The sequence below is a fragment of the Massilia sp. YIM B02769 genome (assembly GCF_030411995.1).
Classification (GTDB): Bacteria; Pseudomonadota; Gammaproteobacteria; order Burkholderiales; family Burkholderiaceae_D; genus Telluria.
Window position 1 is genome coordinate 1 of the sequence record NZ_JASNRC010000019.1, and the last position, 13,036, is coordinate 13,036.

General features: G+C 59.5%; 10 protein-coding genes and 1 tRNA gene. 3 read left to right on the plus strand and 8 right to left on the minus strand.

Going from position 1 to position 13,036, the window contains the following annotated elements; translation table 11 throughout:
* Nucleotides 1-85: 85 nt before the first annotated feature.
* Complete coding sequence (locus QPK31_RS24150) at nucleotides 86-832, minus strand: hypothetical protein (protein WP_290425443.1); 747 nt, start codon at nucleotides 830-832, stop codon at nucleotides 86-88.
* Between the two features lie 145 nt (nucleotides 833-977).
* Nucleotides 978-1,658: a hypothetical protein gene (locus tag QPK31_RS24155; protein WP_290425444.1), complete on the minus strand. Its 681-nt coding sequence runs from the start codon at nucleotides 1,656-1,658 to the stop codon at nucleotides 978-980.
* Between the two features lie 105 nt (nucleotides 1,659-1,763).
* On the opposite strand from QPK31_RS24155, the gene QPK31_RS24160 reads away from it, so the two are divergent.
* Both QPK31_RS24160 and QPK31_RS24165 read left to right on the plus strand, forming a co-directional pair.
* Complete coding sequence (locus tag QPK31_RS24160; RefSeq protein WP_290425445.1) at nucleotides 1,764-2,096, plus strand: helix-turn-helix domain-containing protein; 333 nt, start codon at nucleotides 1,764-1,766, stop codon at nucleotides 2,094-2,096.
* 73 nt (nucleotides 2,097-2,169) lie between these two features.
* A complete protein-coding gene (locus tag QPK31_RS24165) occupies nucleotides 2,170-5,919 on the plus strand; it encodes a hypothetical protein (RefSeq protein ID WP_290425446.1) in 3,750 nt (1,249 codons plus the stop codon).
* Nucleotides 5,920-6,480: 561 nt separating this feature from the next.
* Here QPK31_RS24165 and QPK31_RS24170 read toward each other — a convergent pair.
* From QPK31_RS24170 to pepN, 3 genes are all read right to left on the minus strand, one after another.
* Nucleotides 6,481-6,556, minus strand: a tRNA-Thr gene (locus tag QPK31_RS24170).
* Nucleotides 6,557-6,667: 111 nt separating this feature from the next.
* Entirely contained in the window at nucleotides 6,668-7,672 is a 1,005-nt protein-coding gene (locus QPK31_RS24175; RefSeq protein ID WP_290425447.1) for a class 1 fructose-bisphosphatase, read from the minus strand.
* 29 nt (nucleotides 7,673-7,701) lie between these two features.
* Nucleotides 7,702-10,347, minus strand: coding sequence for an aminopeptidase N (gene pepN / locus QPK31_RS24180; protein WP_290425448.1), 2,646 nt, complete (start codon nucleotides 10,345-10,347; stop codon nucleotides 7,702-7,704).
* Between the two features lie 195 nt (nucleotides 10,348-10,542).
* On the opposite strand from pepN, the gene QPK31_RS24185 reads away from it, so the two are divergent.
* Nucleotides 10,543-11,178: a DUF4136 domain-containing protein gene (locus tag QPK31_RS24185; protein WP_290425449.1), complete on the plus strand. Its 636-nt coding sequence runs from the start codon at nucleotides 10,543-10,545 to the stop codon at nucleotides 11,176-11,178.
* 336 nt (nucleotides 11,179-11,514) lie between these two features.
* Here QPK31_RS24185 and QPK31_RS24190 read toward each other — a convergent pair whose 3' ends face one another.
* Genes QPK31_RS24190 through QPK31_RS24200 form a run of 3 tightly spaced genes read right to left on the minus strand, consistent with a single transcriptional unit; the run spans nucleotide 11,515 to nucleotide 13,024 of the window.
* Entirely contained in the window at nucleotides 11,515-11,658 is a 144-nt protein-coding gene (locus QPK31_RS24190) for a hypothetical protein (protein ID WP_290425450.1), read from the minus strand.
* Nucleotides 11,655-12,629: a quinone oxidoreductase gene (locus QPK31_RS24195; protein ID WP_290425515.1), complete on the minus strand. Its 975-nt coding sequence runs from the start codon at nucleotides 12,627-12,629 to the stop codon at nucleotides 11,655-11,657. Before QPK31_RS24195 ends, QPK31_RS24190 begins: the two co-directional genes overlap by 4 nt.
* Nucleotides 12,629-13,024 (minus strand): methylglyoxal synthase, encoded by a 396-nt coding sequence (locus tag QPK31_RS24200; RefSeq protein WP_290425451.1) that lies wholly within the window; start codon nucleotides 13,022-13,024, stop codon nucleotides 12,629-12,631. Before QPK31_RS24200 ends, QPK31_RS24195 begins: the two co-directional genes overlap by 1 nt.
* Between the last annotated feature and the right edge of the window lie 12 nt (nucleotides 13,025-13,036).

Here is a 13,036-nt window from a genome sequence, read left to right on the forward strand (position 1 = left end):
TTACGATCCCAGTGTTATAAAACGAGCCACAAATAGCGTCAGCTCGGCCTTCGCCCGATTTGCTCAACAAAGCCCTTACCTGACCTCACAGGACATGATGACTTAACATTCGCACTTGCGTGTCGCCGCTTCGTGCCAGTCGTTCGATCTTAACTGCCCTGATTTCACTATAGCCGTCCACTGGCACAGCCTTGAGTACCCCCACAGCTTCGTCAAAACGGCCCAGCAAGCGCAGCAGTTCCCCTTGCTGGATCATGTCCCTCGGCTGTACTTCACCATCCTGCAACATGCTCAAAATCGCTTCCATGTTGGCCCGCTCGGCCGCCTCCGGCCAAGTAGGCACATCAGGCAGGGGAGAGTCGTCGAATCGACTACGGTAGCGGTCATTCAAACCCCACCAGATGCGATTCCTCAGCCACAGAAGCCGGTCCCTTCGCACGCCCTTAGAGCGCGCTAACACGTATGCCACGTCGTCAAAATTCACGCTGCCGATGTACTGCGCCTTTCCCCAAGACGCCATCGCCTGGGACCATTCCTCTTCGTCCTGAAGCAGCCCTTGCGGGTCGCCGCGCCAAAGCAGCCATGTGCGTGTGAAGCGCCCAATTGGCCGTGGAGTTTGGGGCATGATCCCGACAGACTCGATATCGTCCAGCCAAAACAACGCCGCGCAGGCTTTGCAGCGGACCAACGGCTCCTGGCGGAATGTAAAGGTCGGTTTCCCATCCGACCAGTCTTGGACGCCGAAAAAATTGGCGCTACGTAGTCGCGGGCGAAGGAAAAAAGCATCGCAGCCGGGGCATGCATGAACAGAGGAGGAGGAGAAGCTGGTCATGCCAGCTATCGTAACTCTGCAATACCTATATGGCTATACACCAAGGTCCAGCTACCGCTGCTCTCGAACCGAGCCTATATTCGATAGTCAATGGGTATTGTATATGCAATTAAATTTATAAAGTCTCATTCGACTAGCGAGGCCGTCATTCCTCGTCCCGGTAGTTCGTCGCAATAAGCTGGTCGCACAGCATCGTGGCACCATCCCGGAGAATACGCAGCCGCGACATCCGGGGGATATGGTTGCAAACCCATGTCATCTTGGCATGTAGTGTCATGTCAGGCTTGAAGTTCAATCCCTTTGGCTCTTCCATGTACTGCCCCCATGGCTCTACGGCCTGCGAAGCGGGCGCAGGAGGCGCTTGCTCGACTTTAACCGCCACTTTGATAGGCGCAACAACTTGCGCTTCTCCTAGAGCCTCTGGCGAAGTCGGGATTTTTTCTGGCTCTTGAACAGTATCCTCATTCGCCTGTGACTCGTCACTTTGCTCATTCATCAGCAACCGCAAGTCATGCTCGGCATCAGAAATGTAAAGCGCATATTTCCTATCTTCCGCTTCATTAGGTTCGAGGTCGACCTTCATAGCACGCAACGATCGAATCACCTCTTCCAAGGCAGCACGCTGAGTCTTATAGGTCGGGTTTGGGCGCCGGCCATCCATGCCCCAGTCACGTTTGAACCACTGGGGGTCCTCAGACAGGATCAGGTGACAGCTAACCTCGTCTTCAAGCCATCCGCTCCAAACAATCGCCCAGGTTTCAGGATCGAGTTCAAAAATCCACAGTGGGCCATACGCGCCGCGCTTGCGATGTAGGAGGGTGTTCAAGTATGTGCGCACAAGGTTGCCCTTTCGTCAGGCAGGGTACAGGAAAGGATCGTATTCTACGTTTATCGTAGAGAAAATTCCAAGGCATTCTACGATTATCGGAGGATGCCGCCACGCCGCTTCCCCTCTAGCAGCTCAATCTTTGGACAACGACTTCGTCAGGCACGAGCGCGCGCGGGCTTGCCACAGGATCGCCTTGGTGTTTTGGCCGGTTTGGAAGAATCGTCGAGTAGTGCCCGCATCAGCCGTTACGAAAGCGGCGTGCATGAGCCACCTCTACTCTTCACAGAGTCGCTGGCGCGGGTTCTGGGTGTGCCCGCAGCGTATTTCTACTGCAAGGACGATCGTCTGGCCGAGATCATCTTGCATTATGCAGACATGTCCGAACCCCGGCGGAGCGAGCTCCAGGCGAAAGCAGCAGAACTGGCCCAACATTAAGATAAGCGCACACAGCGCGCGTCTATCAATAAATGATGCAGGCGCCCAGCGCCATAAGGCAGGAGGTTGCAGCATGCAATGGATCGACGACAAGGCCCTTGAAACTTGGGCTACCCTTTTCAACGCCCGCGAGATGGTAACCGCAATGCTGGCGGACCTGATCAGTGTGACGATCGACGATGCATCGCGGTTTCGCTTCCCGAGCGGCGAGGCCAGCCAGTTGCGCGGCTGGGATGGCGATCTGGAGACAGAAGAGGCAAAGGGCTTTGTTCCAAAAGGTAAGTCTAAATGGGAATTTGGCACCGGGCCTGGCGCTTCAAAAGCCACCGCCGACTATGGAAAGCGGACCAACCAGACCCCTGCCGCCGAGATGGCCGAGAACACGCTCGTCCTAGTTAACCTTGGAGGCTGGAACACCTCGACCAAAAAGATCCCGGAATGGGAAGATGACCGCCGCAACGAAGGAAAATGGAAGGATGTCCGATACCTCGACGGCCCGATGCTGGTTCAGTGGCTCAAAGACTATCCGGCCATTGCGGCTCGCTACGCCCGCAATGTTCTAAAGACGGCTCCTCAAGAAGGAGCCTTGAGCACCGACGAATACTGGGAAGAATTCAGCACGCAGTTCAATCCACAACTCAGCGAGAAGGTTGTCATTGCTGACCGACAAAAAGAGGCTGATGAGTTAATTGTAAGGCTTCTTGGGAAACCCGAATCTTTCATGCTGGGCGCTGAGACGTCCGAGGATGTCATCGCATTCGCGGTCGCGGCGATCCGTAGTGCGGAGCCAGGCGTACGCAAATCGTTGGAGTCCAGAACGTTGATCGTCCGCACCGAGGCAGCCGCTCGATTCCTTGCAATGAAATCCAAGATGGTTTTCATTGCTACCGGCTTCGCCGAGCCATTGGCAGGCGTGCTCGCCAAAAATTGCCCTACGTTGTCAGCCGTAACGGGCGCACAAGCCAAGCGCAGCCCGATGCTGAAACGGCCGACCGCTTCAGGCATGGTGCCTGGGTTCATCGAAATGGGGCTCCAGCACGGGCAGGGCTATGAACTTGCACATCGATGCGGGCGCAGCCTGACGATTCTGAAGCGCCTCATCAAGAACGCCCCCGTTGCCGACCCCGCGTGGGTGGACCAAGCGACCGCGCTGAAGCCTACGCTTCTCGCCGGCGGTTGGTCAAGCGACCACCCAGCCGACTGCGAAGTGCTAAAGGAATTGGGAGGCTATGCCACCTATGGCGCCTTGGAGGGCGTCCTCATGCCCACGCTCGACATACCGGATCGCCCTGTGGACAGGGAATCCGATGTCTGGCACGTGCGCGCACCTGTGGACGCCTTTTACTTCTACGGCCGTCAGCTCAGTGACGACGACCTGACGCGACTGCGTGACGCCATCGTCAAGGTCTTCAGTAAGGATCCCGAGCCGCCGTCCCTAGAGCAAGAATTCAATGAGGCCAAAGCCCAGCCGTTGGACTACAGCCAATGGTTGCGCGACGGTCTAGCATTGACGCTGTTAGTGATCGCGTCGATGCATGATGTGGCAGACTTGCACGTCAAGGGCAAGTCTGCGCAGCAGTATGTCGACGAGGTGATCAACGCGCTGCCTGAATGGGGCAAATCGCATCATTCAATCGTGCGTCTCGGCGACCAAACCATGCTTTTCGCCGAGGCCGCGCCCAATCCGTTTTTGAAGGCCCTTGAGTCTATGCTCGGGGGTGCCCCTGAGCAGGTCGCACAGATTTTCGAGTCGGAGCGCGACTTCTTTGGCCCGTGGAGCTCGCACGTGCACTTCCTTTGGGCACTGGAGACGATTGCCTGGGACCCGCGATACCTAAACCGTGCAGCACTAGTTCTCGCCAAGCTCGGCCAACTAGATCCGGAGCCGGATTCGAATCATGTGAATCGGCCGATTAACAGCCTGCGAGATATCTTGCTTGGCTGGTCGCCTAATACGTATGCATTGCAGCCTCAGCGTATCGCATGCCTCGATTTGGTGTTGGCGGCGTGCCCCGACATTGGCTGGCAATTGCTCAAAAAGCTTCTGCCCCGCCGCATGGACTCGTCGTCCCCGACTCAGCATCCTAAGCTACGCGATCTGGCGCCTGAAAAGCCAGAAGAGATTACTCTTGAATTGGTGTGGGAATTTGAAACCGCGGTCGTCGATCGGGCTCTTGTCGCGGCCGGCGATGACGAGAGCCGTCTGAAAGTTTTCGTGGAAAAGATTGGCGAATTACAACCGTCAAATCGGGCAAAGGTCCTCGCCCGCTACGACAACTACCTCACTACTCACAGCGGGGCTGAAGGTAACCCAATCTGGCACGCGCTCAAAGACGAGTCGGCTCGCAATGAGTACTTCGGTGATTCAGCCTGGGCATTAACCAGCGAAGAGCTTGCTGCGGTCAAAGATTTGGTCGAACGTCATAAGCCAACCGATCCCCTTGTATCTGATCGCCATGTGTTCGATGATTGGATGCCACATATTGGAAAATACGACCCAAAGGCCGAAGTAGTCGACGCCACTGCCTTACGCAAGGAAGTCCTTGAGCGCGTGCTAGTACGAGACGGCGTGCCCTGCATTTTAAAGCTCGCGAAAATAGTCAAATTGCCGGAACTGCTCGGCCAGTCTTTGCGCCAAGTTCCGTTCTCCCTTGAACAAACTTTTGAGCTGATGCAGGGTGCTTTGGCCCCTACTGCGCCACCGGCCCTGTCGTACTACGTCTCCGCATTTGGTTTCGATAAGTTCGATGATCAATGGAAGAACTCTTTCCATGATCGCGTTATGTCGCAAATCCCGGATAACGCGGCGAAGGCCAAGCTTTTGCTCGGGTGGTCATCTACTCGGCCGACTTGGGACTATGTTGAAGGCCTCGGCGGCGAAGTGCGGGAACAATATTGGCGTCAACTGAGTCTGTTGCCGGATGAAGGGCCGCTTGAAGATCTCCTGTTTGCGATTGATCAGTTCCGAAGCGTTGGACGGGACATCGACGTCTTGAGCTGGGGGCATAGACGAAACAAGGACCTGCCTTCTGACGTGCTCGTGGACCTGCTCGACAAGGGAGTAGGTCAGGCCGATGATACCCTCATGCGCATGGGCAACATGCTGGCCTATTACATAGGACTGGCGTTGAAGGAGCTGCGAACGCGCAGCGATGTCGAAAAGCTGAAAATCGCCAAATTGGAATACTCGTATTTGCCGCTTTTGCGCCACGAGCGTGAACCGCTGACAATCTACGATTTGTTGGCATCAACCCCTGAGATGTTCGTCGAGGTACTGTCCGGTGTCTTCCGGGGCAAGAACGCCCCAGTCGATCAGGTCCGCACTGATGAGATGCGGGTACGGGCAATTATCTCGTACGACCTGCTGTCAGAATTCAAGAATATTCCTGGCTTGCACGAAGGAAAAATCAACGCGCGAGAATTATCCGATTGGGTGGTGAAGATCAGAGCTTTAACGGCTGCCAAAGGCTTGGATGACATCGGAGACCAGCGGATTGGATTCGTTCTGGCTTATGCACCTCAGGATGTCGATGAGCCGTTCTGGCCTCCTTCAGCGGTATGCCAGGTGATCGAAGCGTTGGCGTCCGAGCAAATCGAAAGAGGATTTGCAATTGAGTGTTTTAATAAGCGTGGAACCTATATTAAAGGAATCAACGAGGGAGGAGAGCAAGAGCGCGAGTTTGCCAAGCGTTACAAAGCATGGGCAGACGCGACGCTTAAGTACCCTCGGACATCGGCGATGTTGATAGCAATCTCTGAGGACTGGGTTCGAAATGCAGAGCGCGCGGACGTCCAGGCTGAAAAGAGTAAGCTGAAGAGGTAAGCCCCTGAACGCTGTCGTCCTTCAGAATAAAATCCACCGCATGCGATCGGAAATCACAGCGGCAAAACGAGGCGCTCTAGAGGCGTGAGTTCAGCAAGCCGGGCTGAAGTTGGAAGGCTCGCCCTGCCCTAGGCGGCCTCACGAGTTACCTGCCTCGGAACCCGTCAATATGCACGGGCCTTGGACCTTGGGTCGACGAGTTAAGCTTAATCGCGAATCAGCGGCAGCGGCAGCGGTGGCAACTAAAATAACGATCATGTAGATTTTTGCCGCGCCCCTGCACCCCGCACTCACGTACTCAACGGACTAACGCAGCGTTTTGCAAGCCTGCGACTTCTTCCGTCGACGCAAAGCAGCAGCTTTCTTTGCATTTACGTTGCCCGTGGATACTCTACGCTATCGGCACTTATGACGATGAACGACTCGCAGACTCAGCAACAAGAACCGTCGCGTTGAAAGACTAGGGTTACACACCGGTTACATTAATACGAAAGTAGCGTCACGAAGAAAAAAGGGTCACACGCAAAAGCATGTAACCCCTTGATTTTCCTGCTGAATTCTTGGTGCCGCTGACCGGAATCGAACTGGTGACCTTCGCATTACGAATGCGCTGCTCTACCGACTGAGCTACAGCGGCTCTACGCCAGGCTATCCCGACGAAGAGCCGTATTCTAGCAACAACGTAGCAAACGTGCTAGTCCGGCTCGGCAATTTCGCGCCGGATTTGCCAAATAATTACTGCCGCAGTTTATTGTTCCTGGTGGTAACGGGTCACCAGCTCGACTTCTTCCTTCGACCCCAGGAACACCGGCACGCGCTGGTGCAGCTTGGTCGGAGAAATGTCCATGATGCGGTTCACGCCATCGGTGGCCGCGCCACCGGCCTGCTCGACGATCATCGCCATCGGATTGGCTTCGTACATCAGGCGCAGCTTGCCCGGTTGCGATGGGTCGCGCATGTCGGCCGGGTACATGAAGACACCGCCGCGGTTCAGGATGCGGTGCACGTCGGCCACCATCGAGGCGATCCAGCGCATGTTGAAGTCCTTGCCGCGCGCACCGGTTTTACCGGCCAGCATTTCGTCGACGTAACGCTGCACCGGCGGATGCCAGTGGCGTTTGTTCGACATGTTGATCGCAAACTCTTTCGTGCTCGCCGGGATCTGCATGTTGCTCTGGGTGAGGACCCAGGAACCCATTTCGCGGTCGAGGGTGAAGCAGTGCACGCCGTCGCCGGTGGTCAGCACCAGCATGGTCTGCGGGCCATACACCGCGTAGCCGGCCGCCACCTGGGCCGTGCCCAGCTGCAGGAAGGCGGCTTCGGTCGGTTCGCCCATGCCTTCCGGGGCCTTGAGCACCGAGAAGATGGTGCCGATCGACACATTGACGTCGATATTCGAGGAGCCGTCGAGCGGATCGAAGAGCAGCATGTACTCGCCCTTCGGATAGCGGTTCGGGATCGGGTGGATGCTTTCCATTTCTTCCGACGCCATGGCCGCCAGGTGGCCGCCCCACTCGTTCGCTTCCAGCAAAATCTCGTTGGAAATCACGTCCAGCTTCTTCTGCACTTCGCCCTGGATGTTCTCGGTGTCGGCGCTGCCGAGGATGTCGCCCAGCGCGCCCTTGCTGACTTCATAGCTGATGCGCTTGCAGGCGCGGGCCACGACCTCGATCAGGAGGCGCAGCTCGGCCGGAATGGTGTTGTGGAGGCGCTGCTCCTCCACGAGGTGTTGCGTGAGACTGACGCGTTTCATGAACTTCCTTTTGCTGGTATTGAATTGTTTTAGTTAGCCAAAGCCTTGCCCACGACTTCGCGCACGTCGTTCGACAGGCGCTGCTGGCCTGCCACCTGCTGCAGCGCCTTCTTCATGTGTTCCTGCAGCGCCGGCGTATAACGGCGCCAGCGGTCCATGGCGCGCGCCAGGCGGCTCGCCACCTGCGGGTTCAGGCCGTCGAGGGTGATCACCTGGTCGGCCCAGAAGGCGTAGCCGCTGCCGTCCGGGGCGTGGAACTGCACGGGGTTGCCGGCGCAGAAGCTCGAGATCAGGCTGCGCGCGCGGTTCGGATTGCGCAGGGTGAATGCCGGGTGGCGCATCAGTTCGCGCACGCCGGCCACATCAAGCGTCGCGCTCGTTGCCTGCAGCATGAACCACTTGTCGATGACCAGGGCTTCGTCCTCGAACTCGTCGTAGAAGCGCTGCAGGGCGGCGTCGACCGTCGGCACGCGGGCATGGATCAGCGCGCTCAGGGCGGCGACGCGGTCGGTCATGTTGCCGGCGTTGTCGAACTGCTCCTGGGCCAGGCGCAGGCCCTCCTCGTCCTGGGCCGCGGTCAGGTAGGCCAGGCACAGGTTCTTCAGGGCGCGCTTGCCGATCGAGAGCGCGTCGGGGCTGTAATCGCCCGGGGTGGCATTCGCATGGTATTGCGCCAGCAGCTCCTCGCGCAGGCGCGTGCCGATATTCGCGCGCACGAACTGGCGCGCCAGGTGGATGGCCAGCGGGTCGACCACGGCGATCTGCTCGGCCACCATGGTTTCCGACGGCAGCAGCAGGCATTGTTCGCGGAAGGCGGGGTCGAGCGTGTCGTCGCTCAGCATCTTGCCCATCGCCAGCAAGAAAGTGTCATCCAGCAGCAGGGGCGCGCCGACGCCGGCTTCGCCGGTCAATTTCAACAGGCGCCCCATGGCCAGGCGCTGGCCGGCTTCCCAGCGGTTGACCGGGTCGCTGTCGTGGCTGAACAGGTGCAGCAGGTCGGCATCGCCGTAGTTGTAGTCGAGGACGATCGGCGCCGAGAAGTCGCGCAGGATCGACGGCGTCGGCTGTTCCTGCACGTTGTCGAACACGAAGCTTTGCTCGGATTCGGTCAGCTCCAGCACAGTCGTGGTGCCGCGCTCCTCGCCATTGATGACCAGCGGCATGTCCTTGCCGTCCGCACCCAGCAGGCCCACGGCCACAGGAATGTGGAAGGGGAACTTGCTCGACTGGCCGGGCGTGGCCGGGCAGGACTGGAACAGGGTCAGCGTGTAGGTCTTGGCGAGCTCGTCGTAGCGGGTTTCGGCGCGCACGACAGGCGTGCCGGCCTGGCTGTACCAGCGCTCGAACAGTGACAAGTCGCGGCCATTCGCGTCAGCCATGGCGCGGCGGAAATCGTCGCAGGTGACGGCTTGTTCGTCGTGGCGTTCGAAGTACAAGTCCATGCCCTTGCGGAAGCCTTCGCGGCCCAGCAGGGTCTGGTACATGCGCACGACTTCGGCGCCCTTTTCGTACACGGTCACGGTGTAGAAATTGTTAATTTCCACAAAGGAGTCGGGACGTACCGGGTGGGCCATCGGGCCGGCGTCTTCCGGGAACTGGGCCTGGCGCAAGGTGCGCACCTGGTCGATGCGGCCGACGGCGCGTCCGGTGTCGGTGCCGACCATGTCGGCCGAGAATTCCTGGTCCCGGAACACGGTCAAGCCTTCCTTTAGCGACAGCTGGAACCAGTCGCGGCAGGTCACGCGGTTGCCGGTCCAGTTATGGAAATATTCGTGGCCGACCACGGCTTCGATGCCTTGAAAGTCGATGTCGGTGGCGACGCGCGGATTGGCCAGCACGAACTTGGTGTTGAAGATGTTCAGGCCCTTGTTTTCCATCGCGCCCATGTTGAAGTCGCTGACGGCGACGATCATGAAGCGGTCCAGGTCGAGCTCCAGGCCCCAGCGCTCTTCGTCCCAGCGGATGCTGTTCTTCAGCGACTGCATGGCGTAGTCGGTCTTGTCGAGGTTGCCCTCTTCCACCCACACCTGCAGCAGGGCGTCGCGGCCGTCGGCCAGTTTGAAGGTTTCTTCCTGGCAGACCAGGCGCGCGGCGACCAGGGCGAACAGGTAGGAAGGCTTCTTGAACGGGTCTTCCCACTTGGCGTAGTGGCGGCCGTCGCCCAGCTCGCCCTCTTCGACCAGGTTACCGTTCGATAGCAGCACCGGGTATTTTTCCTTGTCGGCGCGCAGCATGACCGTGAACTTGGCCATGACGTCCGGGCGGTCCGGGAAGAAGGTGATGGCGCGGAAGCCTTCGGCCTCGCACTGGGTGTAGAAGCTGCCGTTTGAGGTGTACAGGCCGTTCAGCGTGGTGTTCTGTTCCGGTACGCAGAGCGTTTCGATCTCGAGCGTGACCTCTTCCGGCGTATCGGGAATCGTCAGCAGGCTACCTTCGATGCGGTAATCCTTCGCGCCGAGTTGCTTTCCATTCATGCGCAGCGCCACCAGCTCCAGGTTCTCGCCGTAGAGCTCGATTTCGCGCTGGGCGCTGTCGGGGTTGCGGCGCATCGTCATCCGGTTAGCGACGATGGTGCGGGCGGGATCGAGGTCGAAGCCGAGTTCGACGGTGTCCACGAGGTAGCTGGGCGGGGTGTAGTCTTTCCGGTAGATCGTCTGGGGCGTATCAGTGCGCATGGGATGGTTCCGAAAAATACAGTCGAAGAAGGTCTTATTTTACCAACAAGGTTTATCCGGGCGCGCCTGAATTCCGTGTATCCGAATGTGTCGGGATGTGCCGCTGGTAACGGTGTGTAAATTTATCTGCGAAAATGATGCGATAGGCGCAAGCTAAGGATCGGCAAAGACCGTCTATAAATCGGAGAGAAACGAATGAAACGCTTGATCATGATGACAGCCGCGGCCGCCATGGCCCTGCTGTTGGGCGGATGCGCAACGACCATCCGTAGCGATGTCACCACCTTCCACCAATGGCCGGCGCAGATCGAGGACAAGAGCTATGTCTTCGAAGCGCCGCCGGCGATGGACAACACGCTGGAATACCAGAGCTACCAGAACCTGGTGCGCGGGCAACTGGCGCAACTGGGCTTCCGCGAAGCCCCGGCCGGTCCCGCCGCGCTGAAAGTCGGCATGCGCTTCACCACCACCGATGTGCCGGTGCGCGTGGTCGAGCCGGCGATGCCGATGTACGGGTATCCGTATTACCGCATGGGTCCGCGTTTCGGTCCGCGCGGCCGCTGGGCGGGCTGGTATCACCCGTTCTACGATCCGTTCTGGAGCCCCTTCCCGGCGTATGAGGTGTCGATCCAGCACCAGTACCGCCGCGAGCTGCAGGTGTCGATCAAGGATGCGGGCGACAAGCGGCTGTTCGACGTCACCGTGCACAACATGAGCCGCGAGCTGTCGACGCCGGTCGTGATGCCGGCGCTGGTGCAGAGCGCGTTTGCGGGCTTCCCGGGGCCGAACGGTGGCGTGCGGCAGGTGGAGTTGCAGCGCAAGAATGGGTGAAGGTAGTCGAGATGCGGGGCCGGAGAGAGCTGGCCTGCACGAGTGAAGAGCCGGGGTGATTCCCGGCTTTTTTATTGGCCACGCTTGAGCTCGCTGCGACATTGCTCGTACGGTGGGGGTTTCGAGGCCGGGGGCCTCGGAACCGAAGTGCCCACGCGGTTACGTACGCTTGCTGTTGGCTACGTGCGGTGACGATTCGCTCGTACCGTGTCCGCGAGCTGAGGATCGGTTCGTGGCCGCAGGATGCCGTGCGGGCGACAATTCACGGCACGTGTCCGAGAGATGAGCACGTAACCGCGTGGGCACGGGGTGCCCACCGTACGATCGAGTTTTCGGTCAGGAGAAATACGCCTCCGAGGCAAAGGTGATGACGATGATCAGCAGCACTGCCAGCACCAGCACGATCAACAAACGCCCGAACTTCGGCGCGCCGCCGGTATCCGGTTCGTTCGGCTCGCGGTCGTCGCTGAACTCCCTCATGGCAGCAAAATCGTCGAACCAGTGGTGCGGCGGGCTTCGAGCGCAATATGGGCCTGCGCGGCATCGGCCAGCTCGAAGCGCTGGTGGATGTCGATCTTGACCTTGCTGCTACTGACCATCCCGAACAGGTCGGCCGCCATCGCCTCCAGCTCCTCGCGCGTCGCCGCATACGACCCCAGCGAAGGCCGTGTGAGATACAGCGAGCCGCGCGAGGCCAGTTCGCTCATCGAGAACGCCGGCACCGCGCCGGACGAATTGCCGAAGCTGACCATCAACCCGCGCGGCTGCAGGCAGTCGAGCGAGCGGATGAAGGTGTCCTTGCCCACCGAGTCATAGACCACCGGCACCTTCTTGCCGCCGGTGATCTCCAGCACGCGCGCCACGATGTCTTCCTCGTTGTAGTTGATCACATGCGCGGCGCCATGCGCCAGCGCCAATTCTCCCTTTTCCTTGGACCCGACCGTGCCGATCAGGTTCACGCCCAGCGCCCGCGCCCATTGGCAGGCGATCAGGCCGACGCCGCCGGCGGCCGCATGGAACAGGATGGTCTGGTCCGCCTGCAATTTGTAGGTGCTGTTGAACAGGTATTGCACCGTCAGCCCTTGCAGCATCATGGCGGCAGCGGTCTCGAAATCGATGGCGTCCGGCAGCTTCACCAGGATGTCGGCCGGCATGGTGCGCAGCTCGCTGTAGGCGCCGTTCGGGCGGCCGGCATAGGCCACGCGGTCGCCCGGCTGGACGTGGGTCACGCCCTCGCCCACCGCCTCGACCACGCCGGCGCCTTCCTGCCCCAGTCCGCTGGGCAAGGGCATCGGGTACAGGCCGGTGCGGAAATACACGTCGATGTAGTTCAGCCCGATCGCATGCTGGCGCACGCGCGCCTCCCCGGGACCCGGTTCGCCCACCTCGACATCGACGTATTCCAGCACTTCCGGGCCGCCGGTACGCGTGAGTCGGATTGCCTTGGCCATCATGGTTTCTTCTCCTCGTTGTTGGCGTTCATCAGTCGGGTCAGGACCAGGTGCGCCGTCGCCACGTTCGTTGCGCAGGCGATGTTGTGCACGTCGCAGGCGCGCACCAGGGCATTGATGTCGGGTTCGTGCGGCTGGGGCGTCATCGGGTCGCGCAGGAAGATCACGCAGTCGATCTCGCCCGTCACCAGTTGCGCACCGATCTGCAGGTCGCCGCCGAAAGGCCCGGAATGCTTGCACTCGACCGTCAGGCCGAGCTCGTTGATCAGGCGTCCGCCGGTGGTGCCGGTGGCGGTGAGCGTGCAGCCGGCCAGGAAGTCCCGGTACTCGGCGGCGAGGGTGATCATGTCGTCTTTCTTCTTGTCGTGCGCAATGAGCGCAATGCGTGGCTTCATTTCGGCGTCGCT

Excerpts from the sequence above, each read along its gene's own strand:
- QPK31_RS24150 (WP_290425443.1), bottom strand. The coding sequence starts at position 832 with ATGACCAGCTTCTCCTCCTCCTCTGTTCATGCATGCCCCGGCTGCGAT.
- QPK31_RS24160 (WP_290425445.1), top strand. The coding sequence starts at position 1,764 with ATGCCGCCACGCCGCTTCCCCTCTAGCAGCTCAATCTTTGGACAACGA.
- QPK31_RS24165 (WP_290425446.1), top strand. The coding sequence starts at position 2,170 with ATGCAATGGATCGACGACAAGGCCCTTGAAACTTGGGCTACCCTTTTC.
- QPK31_RS24175 (WP_290425447.1), bottom strand. The coding sequence starts at position 7,672 with ATGAAACGCGTCAGTCTCACGCAACACCTCGTGGAGGAGCAGCGCCTC.
- pepN (WP_290425448.1), bottom strand. The coding sequence starts at position 10,347 with ATGCGCACTGATACGCCCCAGACGATCTACCGGAAAGACTACACCCCG.
- QPK31_RS24185 (WP_290425449.1), top strand. The coding sequence starts at position 10,543 with ATGAAACGCTTGATCATGATGACAGCCGCGGCCGCCATGGCCCTGCTG.
- QPK31_RS24190 (WP_290425450.1), bottom strand. The coding sequence starts at position 11,658 with ATGAGGGAGTTCAGCGACGACCGCGAGCCGAACGAACCGGATACCGGC.
- QPK31_RS24195 (WP_290425515.1), bottom strand. The coding sequence starts at position 12,629 with ATGGCCAAGGCAATCCGACTCACGCGTACCGGCGGCCCGGAAGTGCTG.
- QPK31_RS24200 (WP_290425451.1), bottom strand. The coding sequence starts at position 13,024 with ATGAAGCCACGCATTGCGCTCATTGCGCACGACAAGAAGAAAGACGAC.